The sequence below is a fragment of the Cyanobium sp. NIES-981 genome (assembly GCF_900088535.1).
Lineage (GTDB): Bacteria > Cyanobacteriota > Cyanobacteriia > PCC-6307 > Cyanobiaceae > NIES-981.
Map to the genome: position 1 here is coordinate 183,295 of NZ_LT578417.1, position 17,294 is coordinate 200,588.

Below are 17,294 nucleotides of genomic sequence, written 5' to 3' on the forward strand. Positions count from 1 at the left end.
CTGGGGCGGCCCCGGGCCTCAGCCCGTCGCCCCACCCGTGGCGGGCTGTGACGCTGCCGCTGGCCTGGAGAGCTGCTCCTCCAGTTCACGGCAGAGGCTGTAGGCACAGGCCAGCGTGGCCACCCGCCGCAAGCCCTGCGGGTGGCACATGCCGGCCGCATTCCGAGCACCCACCAGGTAACCGCCCGCCAGATCGCGGAAGATCTGACAGTGGACACCCGCTTCAGCCACGAACGTGAGGACGGTTGAAGCAGCCGGTACGGCTGCGGGGCCATCCGAAGCGCGTGAATGCCTGCCTGCCGGCACGCTGATGCCCATGGAGCTGCCTCAAGAGCTTTACCCCCGCTCTAGCGACGTCCCCGGGGCGTCCTTGCGTGTGCGTTTCCTAACCACATAGAACTTATCTCCCGGGGTTCGGCCCCGTGCTTGCGCGGCTCAGGCGGCCGTGGCCGGCCCCAGCCTGTCGCCGCGCTGCGCGCCCAGCTGCTGGATCAGGGCCTGGCCACGGCAGGGGCGCTTCCCCTCGATCTGGGCTTCCCGCAGGATCAGGGGACAGCCAGCCGTGGCCACCACCAGACCCTCCCCGGGTTCCACCGCCAGGATCTCACCCGCCGCGGCACCGCCGGCACTCCAGTGTCCGCACAGGGCTGCCGCCGCCGGGGACAGGCTCTCCCGCAGCCGCTCCACCAGGGGTTCGGTGGCCAGCAGCTTCAGCCGCCGACCGTTCCAGAGCGTGTGGGCAGCGGGGTAGAGCGCCATCACCCGGCGGTGGATCTCCAGGGCAGGGCTGCTCCAGTCGATGACGGCGTCGTCCTTGCGGAGCTGGCGGGCGTAGGTCATGCCGTCGCTGCTCTGGGGACGCACACCCAGACGGCGCCAGCGCTCAGCTTCAGGGCCCGGGCCAGCGGCGGCGATCCGGGGCAGGGCCTCCAGGAGCAGCTCGGCAGTGAGGGCGGCCAGCCGCCGGGCCAGGCTCTCGGCGTTCTCCAGCAGAGCGATCCGGAGCCTGCGCTCCAGCAACACGGGCCCGGTGTCCAGCCCGGCCTCCATCGCCATGATGCCCACTCCGGTTTCCGGGTCGCCGGCCAGCAGGCTCCACTGAACCGGGGCCGCACCGCGCCAGCGGGGCAGGAGCGAGCCATGGCCGTTCCAGCAGCCCAGGGGCGGCTGGGCCAGCACCTCCGGCGGCAGGATCTGCCCGAAGGCCACCACCACCGAGGCATCGGCGCCCAGCGCGGCCAGGGCCGCCTGGGTGTGGGGCTCGTGACGGATCCGTCCCGGGGTGAACACCGGCAGCCCCAGGGCCTCGGCCCTCTGCTTCACCGGCGAGGGCACGAGCTGGCCGCCGCGTCCGCGGCGCCGGTCGGGCTGGCTGACCACACCCACCAGGGTGTGACCGGCATTCACCAGGGCCTCGAGGCTCGGCACGGCATAGGCCGGCGTACCCCAGAACAGAATCCGCATGGAGGCAGCACGCAGGGCAGTGACTCGCTCAGGCTTCCCCGGTGACGGACAGGCCCTCGACCCACACATGGGGGCAGAGGCCGTCGGGAGTCACCTTGGCCTCGCCTTCGAAGCCGATGATGCCCTGCAGCACCCGGCGGATGTCGCCGGCCACCGTGGCGGCCTCGATCGAGCGAACCTCACCGTTGCGCACCAGCCAGCCGTCGAAGGGCAGGGAGAAGGCCCCCTGGCTCGCCTTCACTCCGGCATGGAGGGCGGAAAGGGAATCGATCCACACCAGCGGCTCCTCCGTGTTGAACCGGTCCAGCCCCTGCTGGCCGCCGTCGCTGCCGGGTGTGGGGCCGATCTCAAACCAGTCGGGACCCACCGACACCTTGGCTCCCATGCCGGCGTGGCCGGTGGGCGCCACCCCGAACGCCCGGGCCGTGGCCTCGGAGTGCAGGAAATGGCGCAGCACGCCGCCGTCCACCAGGGCGAGGCGCCGTGTGGGTGTGCCCTCCCCGTCAAAGGCCGAGGCACCGACGTTGCCGGGGTGCAGTCCGTTGTCGTGGATGGAGAGGAAGGGCACGGCCAGCCGTTCCCCGAGGGAGGTGCGGCTGCTCAGGCTGACCCCATCGAGCACGGCGCGGGCATTGAACAGGCTGCTGAAGGCGCCGATCAGGTCCAGGAACGCCTCCGGACTGAACACGCAGGTGTACCGGCCTGTGGCGATGGGCGCGTAATCGAGGTGGCTGATGGTGCGCTCGGCCGCCTCGCTGATGCAGCCGTCGATGTCGAGCTCGCCGGCGCCGTAGGCCAGGCGCATGGCCCCGGCACTGCGGGGCTTGCGGCCCTCTTCCTCGGCCCGGGCGTAGAGATACAGGCTGGCGGTGGTGAGCCGCTGGTGCCGGCAGGCGCCGGCGCTGTTCAGGTAGAGGCGCTCGCTGCTGCGCTGGGCCAGGCCGTTGTAGGGAACGGTGCCGATGGCGGGGTGGCTCTCGAGCAGGGTCTGTTCGGCCTGTTGCAGCGTGCCCAGCAGTTGCAGGATCGGCTGCGGGGCGTGACTGGGCTGCTGCAGCGGTTCCAGCGGTGCCGTGGCGAGGGGGGAGAAGGCGGGGGTGTCGTCCGGGTTGCCGAAGGCCGAGGCTGCCTGGGCTCCGGCGAGAGCCTTCTCGAGCCCGGCATCGGAGAGGTCGGAGGTGCTGGTGATCCCCACCAGGCCGTCGCCGTTCCAGACCCGCACCGTGATGGCGCTGCGCTGGGCCCCCTTCATCTGCTTCGCCTCGCCGCGGTCCACCTGCACGGAGGTGTCCGTGCTGCAGGAGGCACCCAGATCCCACTGCCGGATCCCCTGCCGCTGGGCCAGGGTTTCAAGCCGCTCGTGCAGGGCGGGGGCATCGAGACCGGCCGTGCTGCCGGGGTGGGCGGAGCTCGTGATGGTCATGGTCAGCGGCCCCCCACGGTGATGGTGTCGACCTTGATGTGGGGTTGCCCCACCGTGACGAAGATGCTGCCGCTCACCGAGCCACAGAAGCCGGCCGCCAGGTCGAGGTCGTTGGCGCACATGGAGATCCGCGGCATCACCTCCTTGGCCTCACCGATCAGGGTGGCTCCCTTCACGGGCCTGGTGAGGCTGCCGTTCTCGATCAGATAGCCCTCCTCCACCGCGAAATTGAACTGGCCGGTGGGTCCGACGCTGCCACCACCCATGGATTTGCAGTAGAGGCCGCGGTCCACCGAGGCGATCAGCTGCTCCGGTGTGTGGGGGCCCGGCGCGATGTAGGTGTTCCGCATGCGGCTGGCGGCCGCGAAGCTGTGGCTCTGACGACGGCCGCTGCCGGTGCGGGGGTGGCCCGTGCGCATTTCCCCGGCCCTGTCGCTGAGGAAGCGCTTGAGCACGCCGTTCTCGATCAGGACGGTGCGCTGGGCCTCCATGCCCTCGTCGTCGATCGAGAGGGAGCCGAAGGCCCCATCGCTCAGGCCCTCGTCGATGGCCGTCACGGCGCTGTGGGCGATCGGTTCGCCGATCCTGCCGGCGAAGGGGGTGGTGCCCCGCTCCACCTGGGTGGTTTCCAGCAGGTGGCCGCAGGCCTCGTGAAAGATCACGCCGCCGAAGCGGTTGGCGAGCACCGCCGGCATTTGGCCGGCCTCCACGTAATCGGCGTAGAGCATGGTGGCGGCGCTGCCGCACACATCCTGGGCGCTGGCGTCGGCGTCCCAGTGGCGCAGATCGTCAGGGCGGCCGGAGGTGCCGTAGCGGCGGCCGAGGCCGGCGCGGTGGTCGCCATCGGCGGCCAGCACGTTCAGCCCCAGGGATTGATGCAGGCGGATGTCCCGAGCCACGGAGCCATCGCTGGCGGCCACCAGGATTTCCTGCCAGTCACGGGCGTACTGGCTGCGGCGGGCCTGCAGGTGGCGCCCATGCTGCTGAAGCCGGGCTGTGGCCTCCAGCAGCTTGCCGCTGGCTTCGCCCATGGCCGGGCAGCGTTGCAGCCAGTCGTGCTTGGCGGCGCCGTAATCCCGCAGGCTGCTCAGGCCCTCGAACGGGCTGGGGGTGCTGGTCGCCAGTTCCAGGCCGAGCATTCCCAGGGCCTGCTCCAGAGCCCGCAGCAGCCCGGCTTCGGAGAGATCGTTGGTGCTCACGAAACCATCGCGCAGCCCGCGGAACACCCGGATGCCCGCACCCCTGCCGAAGGAGGGGCTCACGCTGGTGATGGCATCCTGCTCGGCCAGCATGCCGAGATGGTCGGTGCGCTCGAGGAACACTTCCACCAGATCTGCGCCGGCAGCGCGGCCGGCGGCCAGGATCGTCTCCAGGCGGGGAAGCCATCCCTGATCGAGCTGCTCGGAGACGGGCGGGGCTGCGGAAAGAACCACGTGGTTCAGGTCAGAGGTGGGTGGTGGAACGGTCCTAGCAAAAGGGCCCCGGCGACGGTGGCCGGAGCCCGGGAGCTCTGCGGTGCCGCTGCCGTTCAGCGCACGGCAGGCTGGAAGGCCTCGCTGCGGATGGGTTTCATCAGGAAGAGCTTGGCCATCTCGGCGGCGTTGCCGATCCAGTAGGGCAGCTTGCGCAGCGCCTTGAGGGGGGCCGGGGCACCGCTCTGGTCGGCCTCGCTGAGGGCGGCGTTGTTGTCCACCAGGCGCTCGAGCCGCTCCCAGAACTTGGGATTGCGCACATCCAGAACCACGGGGAACACCCGGGCGGAGGTCTCGTTGGTCTTGTCGATCACGTACTTGTCGTAGGCACGGGCATCGAGACCGAGGGCCTCGTAGAACTCCTTGCGCGCCACGTCGCGCACGTACATGGTGGCGAACACGGCCAGGAGGAAGAAACGGCACCACAGGCGGGCCTGCAGGCCCCGCACGGTGTCGGGCTGGGCCTTCATCAGGGCGTCGAAGAAGTCACCATGACGGTTCTCGTCCTGACACCAGTTTTCAAAGAAGTTGAAGATCGGGAAGATCTTGCTTTCCGGGTTCTTCTCCAGATGGCGGTAAATGGCGATGTAGCGCCAGTAGCCGATCTTCTCACTCAGGTAGGTGGCGTAGAAGATGAACTTGGGCTTGAAGTAGGTGTAGGCCTTGTTGGCCGTGAGAAAGCCCAGGTCGAGCTGGAGGCCGAAATCGGCCATGGCCTTGTTGAGAAAGCCGGCATGGCGGGCTTCATCCCGGGCCATATGGGCGAAGCACTCCGCCAGGAGGGGGTTCTTCTCCTTGATGCGACGGCTCAGCTCCTTGTAGAGGAGAAAGCCCGAGAATTCAGAGGTGCAGCTCTGCTCGAGGAACTCCACGAACACCCGGCGGGTCTCAGGATCAAGTTTCTCGGCCGCACCCTCGAATTCGCCATTGCGCACGAAGTGGTGGCGGTTGTAGTCCTTGCGGAATTCCTCGCAGATGGCCTCCAGCTCCACGGCGTTGGGGCGGAGGTCCATGGCCGCCATGGCCTCGAAATCGGTGGTGTAGAACCGCGGCGTCAGGATGGTGTCCTTCACCGGATCCTTGATGGCGGGGGAATCCGGTGTGCCGATGGTCAGGCCGGAGCCAGGTGCGGCGGCGGGATTGGCGACAGCGGTTGGGGGCACCATCAGGCTGGCAACACAGAGCGTGCGGCCATCGTAAGTGGCCTGGCCTCTGCGGCGGCCTGGATGTAACGGCGTACGGGGGTGCTAGTTGGCCCCGAGCCACTTCTGCCCGTTCAGCCGCTGCACCAGCCGGGAGACCAGCAGGGGCAGGGTGATCTTGCGCTCGTCGATCAGAAAGGATTCCACCAGGCTCGGCTGGGCGCCGGCCTCGGCCACGATCACCACCTTCGGCGCGGTGAGGCTCTCCTCGGTGAAGCAGAGCCAGAACCGGCGTTCCTCCGGCAGGACGCCAGCCACCATCCAGCAGGGACTGCCGATCACCGGCATCGCAGCCTGCTCGAAGGAGAGCTGGGGCGCTGGTCCGCCGTAGGCCTGGATCTCCTTGCTGAGCGCCGGGATCAGCAGCTCGGGAACGAAGGTGGCGAAGGGTTGCTCCTCCGGAGCCGGTGGCTTCGCTGCCGCCTTGGCGGCCGGCTTGGCAGCAGCGGTGCCGGCAGAGCTGGCTGCTCCAGCCTTGTCTGCGGCGCTGTCCTGGGCTGGATTGGTGGCCTCACTCACCGAACTCTGGCCTCAAACCATCGGTGGCCCGACTCTAAGCCGGGCGGCGTGTGCTTCAGACACACCTCGGTGCCGGGGCCGTGGGCCCTGGGTTCACCAGCTCTCGGCCAGGGGGCTGCCCCAGCCATCCCCCCCGGCAGCCCCTGGTGTCGGTGCCGCCACCGCGAAGCCCCGCTCCGGCCTCGGCGATGCTGGGTGTTCCTGGGCGGGGCTGGCGGTGGTGGCGCCGGCCCGCCGGATCACCCGGTAGGGCACCGCCACGGTGGGACTGCTCTCCCCGGCCGCCCGTGTGGGGCCGGCTCCAGGGCCGTAGGCGGGCGGGTAGCCAGCAGGCGCTTCGCTGTCCGCGTCCATTCCCGGCCAGCCGGTCTCGCGGGGGGGGGCGCTGGGCTGGCGGCTGTCTTCGACGTTGGCTTCGCGGCTGTTCAGAGGGCGCCTCACCTGCCGCTGCAGCTCCCGCTCCCCTGCGCTCATGGCCAGGGCGGTGCCCAGGGCACTCACCCCAGCTCCACCCGCCGCCGCCAGCATCATCCACACCCCGATCGGCAGGGAGGGCGTGCTCCAGGTGAGCAGGCGCAGAGCCACCGCAGGCCGGGGGTTGACGGCACCGATCAGCACCACGGCCAGCAGCGGCGCCAGCAACGGGAGCAGAAGCAGCTGTCGCACCAGAGGGGCCAAGACTCAGGACTCGGTGGGAATCGGGGTGGACACGGGCTCTGGCGGTGTCGGGTTGCCGGAGCCTGGGCTGGAGCGGTCGGCCCGATCGGCCTGGATGGGGCCCTGCCAACGCCGCAGGCTGCCCAGCTCGAAGCCGAGCACATCAAAGACGCGGATCACCAGGAAATCCACCATCTCCTCGATCCCACGGGGGCGGTGGTACCAGGCCGGCACCGGTGGTGCGATGCGTGCCCCGGCTTCCGCCAGGGCGGTGAGATTGCGGAGGTGCACCAGGCTCCAGGGCGTTTCCCGGGGACAGATCACCAGGGGTCTGCCCTCCTTCAGGTGCACATCGGCGGCCCGCTCCACCAGGTCGAGGGCCACACCGGAGGCGATCCGTCCCACCGTGCCCATCGAAGCGGGCAGGATCACCATGCCCCGGGTGCGGTAGCTGCCGCTGGCGATCGCGGCGGCCTGGTCATTCCAGCGATGGCAGCGCAACCGTCCGGTCTGGCAACCGGTCTCCTCGCGCCAGAACCGTTCCTGGGCCTCCGGTTCGCTCGGGACCCGCAGTCCCAGCTCCGCCTGCCACACCCCGATGGCACCGCGGCTCGTCACCATCTCGACCGACTCGCCCGCCTCCAGCAGCAGCTGCAGTGCCCGTCTGGCCAGGGGTTGGGCCGAGGCCCCGGAAACGGCCAGAACAACCGGGTCCATCGCCTCAGGCCTCGTTGAGCACGGCCACCGGGGTGAACGTGTCGTCGCCGTCGGGGGAGTCCCCGTCGTGGGAGTCGCCGTCGAGGGGGGCCTTGTCCGGGGCGGCGAGGTTGTCCTGGCCGTCCGCCAGGGCCTCGTAGCCCTCCGGCAGCTGCACGGCCAGATCGATCTGGTGGCGCAGCGCATCCACCTTCTGGATCTCGACCTCCACCGCATCGCCGAGCATGTAGGTGCGGCGGTTCTTGCGGCCCACCAGCCGGTTCTGGCGCGAGCGGTACTCGTACCAGTCGTCCTTGAGGGAGCTCACGTGCACCAGCCCCTCGACGTTGGAGGGTGGCACTTCCACGAAGAAGCCGTAGCTCTGCACACCACTGATGATTCCCGGCAGCACCTGGCCGACCAGCGGTTCAGCCTGCCGGGCCTGGGCCATGGCCAGCAGATCCGCCTCCAGCTCCGCCCCGAAACGGCGCCTGCCGTTCAGCCGCTGCACCAGGCCATGGGCAAGACCCTGATGGAAGGGAACCAGGGCGCTGTTCGGCAGCAGGGGCCAGTCGATGGAGCCGTGGCAGGCATCGGAGGCCAGGTCCACCCCGATCTTGTGACGCACGCTCGGGCGGTCCTTGCCCTCGGTGAGCAGCAGGGTGAGCAGATGCTGGTTCCAGATGTCGGCGTAATGCAGGCCAGGGCAGCACCAGGGTGCATAGGCCGGCTCCTCACCGGTGATGCCCGCCACGGCATGCTCCCCGGCCTCGGTGGCCAGGCTGACGGGCCTCAGCACGGCCCTGAGCTGCTGCTGCAGGGGGCGGCAGCGATCGGTGGCCGCGAAGGCGGCCGCCAGTTCACCGGCGCTGGCATGGCCCTCCTCATCCAGCTCCAGGGGGATCTCCAGGGCGAGGGCCGCCTTGGCCACATCGTTGAGGTCGGAGGCTTCCGCCGCAGCATTCACCGCATAGATCGCCGGCAGCTGCAGGGCCGCCAGGTGTTCCCCCAGGGCACGATCGGCAAGCAGACCGCCCTCCCGCAGGATCGCCATCGGATGGTGGGCCGGCAGCTCCACCATCCAGCCCTGTCCTGCCGCATCCGGGGGCGGCACCGCCAGGTCCCCGAGGCTCTCGATGGGAGGCATCGGCAGGAGGAGGTCGAGCGAACCCTTCTCCAGCCGTCGCTCCCGCAGCAGGGCGGTGAGCGTCACCAGCTGCTCCAGCTGGTCGAGGTGGGCCTTGACGGCCTTCAGGGCCGCCGGTGTGGAGCGGCTTTTGGGTTTGCGCTCGGCCAGGGCGGCGAGCATCGCCGCGTCCACGCGGGCCTCAGGCTTGATCAGGGAGCGGCAGAAGCGGTAGTGCTCCAGCTGGCCGGAGCTGTTGAGCTCGAGCGCCACCGAGAGAGCGGCCTGGCGCTCGCCGGGCTTCCAGCCGGCGGCCTTCTGGAGGGCCGGGCTCAGCAGGGGAAGCCACTGGCGGCCGACGCAGTGGGCTTCGGCCTGATCCCGCAGCCACTGGTCGAGGCTGCCGCCGAAGGGGATCCGCTCGGCCACGGCCGGTGCATGGATCCAGAGGGTCCAGCCCTCGTCGCGGGATTCGAGGCAGACCGCAGCCAGGTCCGGCGTGTCCTTGCACTGCCAGCCGCTGATCAGCAGGGCGGGCTGCTGGGTGAGGTCCGCGCGGTCCTTGATCTCCGGTGTGCGGAGGCTGGCCCGTGGGGCCGTCGGGCGCTGGTTCAGGCGGTGCTTGGTGAGCACCAGATCGAGGTCGGCCGCCTCGCCGCCATGGATCGGCAGGCGCCGTGCCACGTGCCCCTGGGGGGCGAACTGGGCCACGGGGTAGCGATCGATCATCACCTCCACCACCGAGTTCTGCTCCGGATCGAGGTACTCGGCGTCGGATTCCGGCAGCTGGACGGCGGTCAGGAGCCGGTCGTCCAGCGGCAGGGCCACCAGGTGATCCCGCTGGTGTTCCACCTGGGCCAGCAGCGCGGTGGTGTGGCGCTCGAGGATGCATTGCACGCCACCTTCCGGAGAGCGTCGCCGGCCGCCTTCCCGCGTCACCTTCACCAGCACCCGGTCGCCATTCCAGGCGTGGTTGAGCTGGTGATCGCGGATGTAGATGTCCTCGCCTCCGTCCTCCCGCAGGGCGAAGCAGAACCCCTTGCTCGAGCAGCGCAGTCGGGCCGGGATGAGTTCCGGCGTGTCGCAACGCTGAATGGCGTCGTCGGATCGGCTCAGCAGGCCGAGTCTGTCGAGGGCATGCAGGCCGATCTGCAGATGGGTCCTGTCGTCCGTGCCGCTCAGGCCAAGGGCCTTCTCCAGTTTGGCGATAGGCAGAGATTCCCCGGCGGGAAGCTGGTCGAGCAGGTCGGCGACCGTGAACTTCATCGAATCAGCAGCTGTGTGGCTTGTGCGGCCCGAGCTCAGCCCAGGGGACTGGCGGCGGCGGCAGCGGAAGGGGCGCACCGGGCTCGGAGCGATGCCCGCGTACCCCTGGACTCCCGGACCGGAACTTTAGGCAGCCGTGGGACGGGGCTGGATCCACGCCACCGCCGCGGCCCGGGGGGCGAGCCTCAGGGGTGGCTGTCCTGGCCTGCGCCACTCTCCTGGTCGGCCGCAGCGGAGTCCTCGTCCGCCCTGGCCATCAGCAGCAGCCGGAGCCCCAGCACCAGAAAGCCCACCGAGGCGGCCAGCTGCAGGGTGTCGGTGGGGACCACGCTGGACAGGGATCCCCCGGCGGCGGCGCCCAGAAGGCTGGCGAGCACCAGGGCGGCAGAACTGCCGGCGAACACGGCGCCGGGACGGCTTGAGGTGCCGCTGATGGTCACGATGGCGAGCTGGGTCTTGTCCCCCAGCTCGGCCAGGAACACCGTGGCGAAGGTGGAGGCCAGCAGGGCGAGGTCCATGGCAGGAAGCGGGAGGCAGAAAGCGGGTCTGGGCTGGGCTGGGGGATCGGGCGGACCTGGACCGCCGTTGAGGGCGCGACGGGCGTGGAAGGCTGGAGGGGAAATGGCTCCGGCACTCAGGCCGGGGGGTTCAGACCCTGCATGGGCGCCAGGTTCAGCACCGCCTGCCGGCCCAGCCACAGCCCCAGGGCCACCATCAGGCCTCCCGCCAGCCGCTCCAGTTGCTGGGCCGGCATCACCCGGGCCAGCCAGCGGCCCAGCAGCACGCCCACCAGGCTCGAGCAGATCAGGGCCAGGGAGGCCCCGAGGAACACCACCAGGGGCCGCCCGGACTGGGCGGACAGCAGCAGGGCGGCCAGCTGGGTCTTGTCGCCGAGTTCGGCCAGAAACACGGTGGTGAAGGTGGTGATGAACGCCACCACCCACCCCCTGGACGTCGGGGTCCCGGACTCACTCACGGCGTCCGGTTGCGGTGCAGCGGCCTGCGGATCGGGCTCCGCCGCTCTGGCCTGGGGGGCATCACTCATGGTCCGCGGCGGATCGCCTGCCGAAAACGACGCATCACCCTGCCACGCCCGCCGTATTCGGCGCGGATCTGCTGCAGGCAGCAGGCGATGGCCAGGCTGTCCCGCTCCGGCGGAGCCCCTGTCCCATCACCGTGAGCGCCACAGGCGCCGGCGAACAGTCCCACCAGGTTGTCGACATGACAGAAGTCGGGTCGCTCGCCATAGATCCGGCAGCGTCTGCCCCCGGTGTCGTAGTGGATGCACCAGCCGTCTTCCCCCACCATGGCGAGATAGCGCTCCCTCTGCCCGGGGCTGAGGGCCTCGAGCGCCTCGCCCCGCAGACCCGGATCGAGGCGGCAACAGGCACCACAGCCCTGGATGCACTGCCAGTGGAGCACGTTGCTGGACATCACAGGGCCGAGTTCTCGGGAACCCGTTCTAGGAATCCCGGGGCCTGGGGATGGGGCCAGCCCGGACCCGCTGCTGTGACAACCCGTCACAGAGATCCGCTGGGGTGGGGACAGGTTCCTGACGCCGCCTACGATCGCGCCCAGCAAACGTCTCCGCCGCCGGTCACCATGGGCATCGATTTCCACCTGATCGCCAACTTCGGAGCCCTGGCGCTGATCACCCTGGCTGGGCCTGCAGTGATCTTCATCCTCTTCTACCGCCGCGGTGCCCTCTGAAATCCGTTCAGGTGAGTCCGTTCAGGCGGCCCGGGGCCTGATCTTCTAGGAACTTCGCGCCTGCTCCGATTGCGTCCGGACCGATCGCGGTACGACTGATCACGACAGGTCTGATCACGACAGGTCTGATCACGACAGACCTGATTGCGACAGGTCTGACCGCCTCAGACAGCGATTCAGTGCGCGAGCCCTGAGCCGTCCCGCGGCTGACCCGGCATCGCGCTGGCGGCCGGGCAGCTGACCCGCAGCCCGGCTGTGATGGCGACCGGCTGTCATGCCGGCTGATTGTCGTGGTGCACATCCGAGAGGGCGTGGTAGATCCGCTCCGGCTGGAGTCTGCGGCCGGCGTAGGCCCCGATCACCGCGCTCATCAGGATTCCGAACAGCCACTGCTGGTCGCCGGCCAGGCGCATGGAGAACAGCACGGTCATCAGCGGCAGCTGGGTGGCTCCGGCCAGTCCTCCGGCCATGCCCAGGGCCACCCCCAGCTGAACGTTGCCGCCGAACGTCGCGAGCACACCGCTGCCGAACACCGCGCCGATCGTGAAGGCAGGATCGATCAGACCCCCCGGCACACCTGCCGCCAGGGCCAGCACCGGCGCCAGCACCCGGGAGGCCAGCACCAGGGCCCAGCCCACCAGTCCCAGGGGAGCTCCAGCCACCGGCAACGGTCCGCGTCCCTCCAGGAGCTGCTCCATGAGGGTTTCGCCATCGCCACCGCTCCAGCCTCCGCTCAACAGGGCGAACAGGGCCAGGCCTGCCCCCAGCGCCAGGCCCCAGCGCCAGGGCTGCTGCATCACCCGAGGTTTGAGCCAGCGGCTCGAGACCAGCAGGATCCGTGCGAACAGCCCGCCCAGCAGTCCCGCCCCCACGCCCACCGGCAGGGAGAGCAGCAGCTGCTGCCATTCCGGCTCCCCAGTGGCCACCAGCCCGAGGGGGAACAGCGGCACGCCGTCCAGGTTGCTGATCAGGGCCGCCGCGGAGCAGGCCACCAGCGAGGGCCACAGCAGGGTGCTGCTGTAGCTGCCCGTGAGCTCCTCCATCACGAACAGGGTGCCCATCAGCGGGCTGTTGAAGCCTCCGGCCAGACCGGCGCCGGCGCCGATCGCCACCAGATGCTCCCGACGCAGACCCGCGAGCAGCCGGGGGAACAGCCGTTGCAGGGCCTGGGCGATGGCGGCGCCGAGGTGCACCACCGGGCCTTCGCGCCCCAGGGGCATCAGGGCCAGGCTCGCCGCTGTCCACAACCCCAGCCTGGCGGTGGTGGGAGCCGCCCCCAGCAGGGCGCTGTCCTGATCGAGGCCCTCCAGGTTTCGCAGCGTCTGGGGAATGCCGGACCCGGCTCCGAGCCCCAGAGGGCCCGCCTGCAGGGCCAGCAGGATCGGCATCACCAGCAGCGGCGCGGCGGCGATCCCCACGGTCCAGAGCGTCCAGGCCTCGCCCGTGAAGCTGGGGAGCCTGGTCTGCAGGAAGCTCTGGGCGTCGTCCACGAGATTGAGGGGCCAGCAGGCCAGGCCCACCACCACCCCCAGCCCCAGCAGGCGGCCGAGGCTGCGAAGGTCACCGCGGTGCAGGGGGGAGCGGGGCATCAGGCGCTGAGACCGAGAGCCATGGCGGCATCCTGCAGCAGGGCCCGCAGGTAGGGGTGCTCGGGGGCGCTGCTGCTGTGCAGCTCCTCGCCGGCGGCGTTGCGCACCACCAGGCCATCGCCCTGGCGGCGGCACCAGTAGGTGCGGGAGCGTCGCTGCAGGCGCACTTCCCGCTCCCCGCCGGGGGGGTCGCTGCCGCGCAGTCCCACCAGCTCCAGCTGCAGCCGTTCCTGGCCCTGCCAGCGGTCGATCTTCACCCGGTAGGCCACGTCCACCCAGGGCGGCAGGTCGGCGGCCCCCTGCCAGCGCCATCCCATCGCCCGCAGGCTGCGTTCCCCCTGGCTCAGCTCCAGCTGAAGATGGCCGCCGCGCAGCAGTTTCTGCTGCGTCACCCGGCAGGCGGCGCTCCAGAACACCGGCTGGGGGTGGCCGATGCCGAAGGGTTCGAGGCGTTGCTGGTGGCGCACGAAGTCGCGGTCGATCTGCTCGAGCCGCAGCAGCGCTTCCGGTTCCACAGGATGGCCGCCGCCGTGGCTGGCCAGCCAGGTGGCGGCCAGGGCGTCGAGGCGCTCATGCAGCCGGGCCACGTGCTCGGCCCGCACGGTGAAGCCTCCGGCGGCGGGATGGCCACCGTGCCGCTCCAGCAGATCGGCACAGTGGTTCAGGGCCTGGTCCACGGCGAAACCGCGGGGTGCCCGCACCGAGGCCCGCAGCAGCCCCCCGCCTTCGCCGGCCAGCAGGGCGGCCGGCAACCCCAGCCGCTCCACCAGCCTGGCGGCCACGATGCCGATCACGCCGTGGTGCCAGTGGCCCTGGGCCAGCAGGATGAAGCGGGGCCGGTGCGGACCGTCGGCCTCGAGCAGGGCCAGGGCCTCGGCTTCGATCGCTTCGCACAGCTCCCGGCGCTGGCGGTTGAGCGCCTCGCACTGCCCGGCCAGCTCCAGCGCCCTGTCCGCATCCGTGGTGGTGAGCAGTTCCACCACCAGCCGGGGATCACCGAGCCGGCCCACCGCATTGATCCGGGGGGCGATCTGGAAGCCCACGGCCTGCGCATCCAGCGGGCGGTCGTCCACCCCCGCCACCTGTTGCAGCGCCTGCAGACCCGCCAGGCCCGAGTGACCGAGCCGGGGCAGGCCATCGATCAGCCAGCGGCGGTTCACCCCGCTGAGGGGAGCCATGTCGGCGATGGTGCCGATGCAGAACAGGTCGCGGGCCATCTGCAGGGCGTCGCCCCGCCCCATGGCTTCGCAGAGGGCCGCCGCCAGCACGTAGGCCAGCCCCACGCCGGCCAGGCCCCTGTAGGGCGAATCCGCCGGGGTGCGCTGCGGGTGCAGCAGGGCCAGCAGGGGCGGCAGCTGCGCGGGGATGCTGTGGTGGTCGGTCACGATCACCTCCACGGCCAGGGCCTGGGCCCGGGCGAGGGCCTCCGCGGCGGCAATGCCGTTGTCCACGGTCACCAGAAGCTGCACGCCCTCGGCCGCCAGCCGTTCCACCATGGCGGCGTTGAGCCCGTACCCCTCCGCCATCCGGCTGGGAATGGCCGCCACCGGCCGCGCCCCGAGCCGTTCGAGCACACCGAGCAGCAGGGCGGTGCTGGTCATGCCGTCGGCGTCGTAGTCGCCGCAGATCGCCACGGCCTCGCCGGCCAGACAGGCGCGTTGGAGCCGGGCCACCGCAGGCTCGAGATCGGCGAAGTGCTCGCAGGCCTGCGGGGCCTCCGGAGGGTTCAGCAGGTCGGTGATCGCCTCGGCGCTGGCGTAGCCGCGTCGGGCCAGCACCGCCAGCAGCGGATCGGGCAGGCGGGAGAGGGGGGCCGGGTTGAGCTTCTGCAGGAGCTCGGGATCGGCCAGCTCCCCCAGGGGGGCGGGCAGCTGCCAGCGTTGCTCATGGAGCGGGGGGAGCAACGGCTGCTGAAGCAGGGGCCGGGCCATTCTGGGGGCACTGGGAGCTCCGGACCGGATCGATGGCCCTGCGCGCGCTGCTCTGGGATGTGGACGGCACGCTGGCGGAAACGGAGCGGGACGGGCACCGCGTGGCCTTCAACCAGGCGTTCCGGGAGCACGGCCTGCCCATCCACTGGGATCCGGACGCCTACGGCCGCTGGCTGGAGATCAGCGGCGGCCATGAGCGCCTGCGGGCCTGCCTGCACGCCAGCGAGGGGCGGGAACCGGCGGAGCCGCGGGTGGTGGCACTGCAGGCAAGCAAGCAGCGGCACTACGGAACCCTTGTGGCCTCGGGTGTCCTGAGCCTGCGGCCAGGGGTGGCCGAACTGATCGCTGAAGCTCAGGCGGCCGGACTGCGCCAGGCCCTGGTGACCACCAGTGGTCAGCAGGCCCTGGCGAGCCTGGAACAGCACCTGCTGGGGGAACGAAGCGGAGCCTTCGCCTTCCGGATCTGCGGCGAGGATGTCACCCGCAAGAAGCCCGATCCGGAGGCCTATCACGGCGCCCTGGAGCGGCTGGGCCTGCCGGCGTCGGAGGTTCTGGTGATCGAGGATTCCCCCCCGGGCCTGGCGGCGGCGGCGGCGGCGGGCCTGCCCTGCCTGCTCAGCCTCAGTCACTACAGCCACCTGCTGCCGTTGCAGACCTTCGCCGCCGCCCGGGCCGTGGTCACCGGTCTGGGCCCGGACGCCTCGGTGGTGCGGGGGCCGGCTTGCCAGTCCGGCCGGATCACGCTCTCCTACCTGGAACGTCTGCTGTGACTGTTCTGCCGTGACCGTGCTGCCGTGACCGGGCGTCCCCTGCAGCCCACGCGCTTCAACCGGCTCAGCGACGGGCTGGTGCGGGCCGTCTTCGGTTCCCTGCGCGGCAGCTGGCGTTCCCGCAGCGTGGTGCTGCTCGCCCTGCTGCTGGGCTTCTACGCCGGCGGCAACCTCACCAGCTACGTGCTGTTGCTGTTCCCCGGCGGGCGGCCGATGGCCGTGCTCGCGGCCGTGCTCCTCCTGGAGGTGGTGGTGCGCCTTCGCGGTCGTCTTGTGCGCGAGCAGCCGGGGCTGGGCTGGATGGTGGCGGACAACTTCAGGATCGGGCTGGTGTACGCGGTGGTGCTCGAAGCCTTCAAGCTGGGCACCTGATGGATTCCCGCCCGCACCCCAGCGTGATGGAGCAGGTCGCCCTGCCGCTGCTGGCCCGGCTGCAGCGGTTGCTGGCCGAGGGAGCGCGGCCGGTGCTGGCCATCAACGGTCCCGTCGGGGCCGGCAAGACCAGCCTCACCCAGGAGCTGCAGGCCCTGGCCCTGGCCGCAGGACTGAGGCTCGGCGTGGCCTCGATCGATGATTTCTACCTGCCGTGGCCCGAGCGGCAGCAGGCGATGGCCGGCAACCCTTTCGGGGTGACCCGGGTGCCGCCGGGAAGCCATGATCTCCCCCTCCTGCTCCAAAGCCTGCGGGCCTGGCGTGGAGGGGGGCTGTTTCGGTGGCCCCGGTTCGACAAAGCGCTGCGCCAGGGCCAGGGGGACCGTCAGGGCCTCCGCGAAGCGCCTTTCGATGCCCTGGTGCTGGAGGGGTGGCTGCTGGGCTGCCGCAGCCTCAACCTCACGGCCAGCAGCGCGGGGAGCACCTGGCGGCGGAGCCTGGACGCGGCCACCCCCTCCCTCACGGCAGAGGAGATCGCCTGGCTGCCGCGCTGGGATGCCGAACTGCAGCGCTACCACCCGGTGTGGGAGCTGCTCGATGGAATCTGGGTGCTGCGCCCCTCCGACTGGCGCTGGCCGCGCCGCTGGCGCTTCCAGGCCGAGGCCCGCCAGCGGCGCAGGGCGCGCCACGGAGGTGACCCGGCTGGCTGGCTGGCCCCGCATGAACTGGAGGCGCTGGTGCGTGCCAGCCTCTGCAGCCTGCCCCCCGTGCTCTACCAGGATGCCCTGATCACCGGCAGCGCAGGGATCACCGGCAGCGCAGGCCGGGTGATGGCGGTGGCGACGCTGGACAGCCGCCGACGCTGCCTCGGCTGCCGGACTCAGTCGTCCGACTCCTCTTCGCTGTCCATGGGGTAGACGAAGCCCTGGGCACGGCCGCTCAGCACGGCCTTGCCCACCGAGAGGGCCTTCTGGGCGGCCGTGGCGGCCTTGGCCTTCCAGTGGGCGTGGCGCTGGTTGCGCTTCCCTTTCGATGTCTTCTTCTTGGGAACAGCCATCCCCGATCACTCACGGCCAAACAACAATCCTCTGTTGTCG

The 17,294-nt window shown here is 70.6% G+C and carries 19 protein-coding genes; 4 read left to right on the plus strand and 15 right to left on the minus strand.

Translation table 11 applies throughout. The annotated features are described in order from the left end of the window. Positions 1–18 precede the first annotated feature (18 nt). The 12 genes from CBM981_RS00995 to CBM981_RS01050 form a co-directional block, all read right to left on the minus strand. Positions 19–231: a hypothetical protein gene (locus CBM981_RS00995; RefSeq protein WP_087066881.1), complete on the minus strand. Its 213-nt coding sequence runs from the start codon at positions 229–231 to the stop codon at positions 19–21. 204 nt (positions 232–435) lie between these two features. Then, positions 436–1,464, minus strand: coding sequence for a methionyl-tRNA formyltransferase (gene fmt, locus CBM981_RS01000; protein WP_087066882.1), 1,029 nt, complete (start codon positions 1,462–1,464; stop codon positions 436–438). 28 nt (positions 1,465–1,492) lie between these two features. Beyond that, positions 1,493–2,887 carry a TldD/PmbA family protein gene (locus tag CBM981_RS01005; protein ID WP_087066883.1) on the minus strand — a complete coding sequence of 465 codons (1,395 nt, stop codon included), beginning with the start codon at positions 2,885–2,887 and terminating at the stop codon, positions 1,493–1,495. 2 nt (positions 2,888–2,889) lie between these two features. Continuing rightward, positions 2,890–4,320 carry a TldD/PmbA family protein gene (locus tag CBM981_RS01010; protein ID WP_087066884.1) on the minus strand — a complete coding sequence of 477 codons (1,431 nt, stop codon included), beginning with the start codon at positions 4,318–4,320 and terminating at the stop codon, positions 2,890–2,892. Positions 4,321–4,415: 95 nt separating this feature from the next. Next, on the minus strand, positions 4,416–5,525 hold the full coding sequence (acsF, locus tag CBM981_RS01015; protein WP_087066885.1) for a magnesium-protoporphyrin IX monomethyl ester (oxidative) cyclase: 1,110 nt from the start codon (positions 5,523–5,525) through the stop codon (positions 4,416–4,418). Positions 5,526–5,606: 81 nt separating this feature from the next. Next, on the minus strand, positions 5,607–6,080 hold the full coding sequence (locus CBM981_RS01020) for a DUF2996 domain-containing protein (protein ID WP_087066886.1): 474 nt from the start codon (positions 6,078–6,080) through the stop codon (positions 5,607–5,609). Between the two features lie 93 nt (positions 6,081–6,173). Then, entirely contained in the window at positions 6,174–6,758 is a 585-nt protein-coding gene (locus CBM981_RS01025) for a hypothetical protein (protein ID WP_087066887.1), read from the minus strand. A gap of 3 nt (positions 6,759–6,761) precedes the next feature. Next, positions 6,762–7,454 (minus strand): flavin prenyltransferase UbiX, encoded by a 693-nt coding sequence (locus CBM981_RS01030; protein ID WP_225867458.1) that lies wholly within the window; start codon positions 7,452–7,454, stop codon positions 6,762–6,764. A 4-nt stretch (positions 7,455–7,458) separates the two neighbouring features. Continuing rightward, a complete protein-coding gene (locus tag CBM981_RS01035; protein ID WP_157665286.1) occupies positions 7,459–9,825 on the minus strand; it encodes an RNB domain-containing ribonuclease in 2,367 nt (788 codons plus the stop codon). Positions 9,826–10,010: 185 nt separating this feature from the next. Next, on the minus strand, positions 10,011–10,343 hold the full coding sequence (locus CBM981_RS01040; protein WP_087066888.1) for a TMEM165/GDT1 family protein: 333 nt from the start codon (positions 10,341–10,343) through the stop codon (positions 10,011–10,013). A gap of 116 nt (positions 10,344–10,459) precedes the next feature. Continuing rightward, positions 10,460–10,801, minus strand: coding sequence for a TMEM165/GDT1 family protein (locus CBM981_RS01045; RefSeq protein WP_369801655.1), 342 nt, complete (start codon positions 10,799–10,801; stop codon positions 10,460–10,462). Between the two features lie 65 nt (positions 10,802–10,866). Then, the gene (locus CBM981_RS01050) at positions 10,867–11,259 is read right to left on the minus strand and encodes a YkgJ family cysteine cluster protein (RefSeq protein ID WP_087066890.1); all 393 of its coding nucleotides are present in this window, start codon (positions 11,257–11,259) and stop codon (positions 10,867–10,869) included. Positions 11,260–11,427: 168 nt separating this feature from the next. On the opposite strand from CBM981_RS01050, the gene psb30 reads away from it, so the two are divergent. After that, positions 11,428–11,535 (plus strand): photosystem II reaction center protein Ycf12/Psb30, encoded by a 108-nt coding sequence (gene psb30, locus CBM981_RS01055; protein WP_006041509.1) that lies wholly within the window; start codon positions 11,428–11,430, stop codon positions 11,533–11,535. Between the two features lie 272 nt (positions 11,536–11,807). Here psb30 and CBM981_RS01060 read toward each other — a convergent pair whose 3' ends face one another. Then, positions 11,808–13,124 carry a chloride channel protein gene (locus CBM981_RS01060; protein ID WP_087066891.1) on the minus strand — a complete coding sequence of 439 codons (1,317 nt, stop codon included), beginning with the start codon at positions 13,122–13,124 and terminating at the stop codon, positions 11,808–11,810. Then, positions 13,124–15,055, minus strand: a complete 1,932-nt coding sequence (recJ, locus tag CBM981_RS01065; protein ID WP_087066892.1) for a single-stranded-DNA-specific exonuclease RecJ — start codon at positions 15,053–15,055, stop codon at positions 13,124–13,126. The genes CBM981_RS01060 and recJ overlap by 1 nt, the downstream gene beginning before the upstream one ends. A gap of 32 nt (positions 15,056–15,087) precedes the next feature. On the opposite strand from recJ, the gene CBM981_RS01070 reads away from it, so the two are divergent. From CBM981_RS01070 to CBM981_RS01080, 3 genes are read left to right on the plus strand one after another with little or no spacing between them, the layout of a single operon-like run. Further along, positions 15,088–15,825: an HAD-IA family hydrolase gene (locus CBM981_RS01070; protein ID WP_087066893.1), complete on the plus strand. Its 738-nt coding sequence runs from the start codon at positions 15,088–15,090 to the stop codon at positions 15,823–15,825. A 24-nt stretch (positions 15,826–15,849) separates the two neighbouring features. Further along, positions 15,850–16,197 (plus strand): DUF565 domain-containing protein, encoded by a 348-nt coding sequence (locus tag CBM981_RS01075; RefSeq protein ID WP_087066894.1) that lies wholly within the window; start codon positions 15,850–15,852, stop codon positions 16,195–16,197. Then, a complete protein-coding gene (locus CBM981_RS01080; RefSeq protein ID WP_087066895.1) occupies positions 16,197–17,114 on the plus strand; it encodes a hypothetical protein in 918 nt (305 codons plus the stop codon). The genes CBM981_RS01075 and CBM981_RS01080 overlap by 1 nt, the downstream gene beginning before the upstream one ends. Here CBM981_RS01080 and rpmF read toward each other — a convergent pair. Beyond that, positions 17,078–17,254: a 50S ribosomal protein L32 gene (gene rpmF / locus CBM981_RS01085; RefSeq protein WP_087066896.1), complete on the minus strand. Its 177-nt coding sequence runs from the start codon at positions 17,252–17,254 to the stop codon at positions 17,078–17,080. The genes CBM981_RS01080 and rpmF overlap by 37 nt on opposite strands. Positions 17,255–17,294 lie beyond the last annotated feature (40 nt).

What these genes read in the sequence shown, in the direction of transcription:
- fmt (WP_087066882.1), bottom strand. Translation starts at nt 1,464, where the DNA reads ATGCGGATTCTGTTCTGGGGTACGCCGGCCTATGCCGTGCCGAGCCTC.
- CBM981_RS01005 (WP_087066883.1), bottom strand. Translation starts at nt 2,887, where the DNA reads ATGACCATCACGAGCTCCGCCCACCCCGGCAGCACGGCCGGTCTCGAT.
- acsF (WP_087066885.1), bottom strand. Translation starts at nt 5,525, where the DNA reads ATGGTGCCCCCAACCGCTGTCGCCAATCCCGCCGCCGCACCTGGCTCC.
- CBM981_RS01030 (WP_225867458.1), bottom strand. Translation starts at nt 7,454, where the DNA reads ATGGACCCGGTTGTTCTGGCCGTTTCCGGGGCCTCGGCCCAACCCCTG.
- CBM981_RS01035 (WP_157665286.1), bottom strand. Translation starts at nt 9,825, where the DNA reads ATGAAGTTCACGGTCGCCGACCTGCTCGACCAGCTTCCCGCCGGGGAA.
- CBM981_RS01040 (WP_087066888.1), bottom strand. Translation starts at nt 10,343, where the DNA reads ATGGACCTCGCCCTGCTGGCCTCCACCTTCGCCACGGTGTTCCTGGCC.
- CBM981_RS01050 (WP_087066890.1), bottom strand. Translation starts at nt 11,259, where the DNA reads ATGTCCAGCAACGTGCTCCACTGGCAGTGCATCCAGGGCTGTGGTGCC.
- psb30 (WP_006041509.1), top strand. Translation starts at nt 11,428, where the DNA reads ATGGGCATCGATTTCCACCTGATCGCCAACTTCGGAGCCCTGGCGCTG.
- CBM981_RS01060 (WP_087066891.1), bottom strand. Translation starts at nt 13,124, where the DNA reads ATGCCCCGCTCCCCCCTGCACCGCGGTGACCTTCGCAGCCTCGGCCGC.
- recJ (WP_087066892.1), bottom strand. Translation starts at nt 15,055, where the DNA reads ATGGCCCGGCCCCTGCTTCAGCAGCCGTTGCTCCCCCCGCTCCATGAG.
- CBM981_RS01070 (WP_087066893.1), top strand. Translation starts at nt 15,088, where the DNA reads ATGGCCCTGCGCGCGCTGCTCTGGGATGTGGACGGCACGCTGGCGGAA.
- CBM981_RS01080 (WP_087066895.1), top strand. Translation starts at nt 16,197, where the DNA reads ATGGATTCCCGCCCGCACCCCAGCGTGATGGAGCAGGTCGCCCTGCCG.
- rpmF (WP_087066896.1), bottom strand. Translation starts at nt 17,254, where the DNA reads ATGGCTGTTCCCAAGAAGAAGACATCGAAAGGGAAGCGCAACCAGCGC.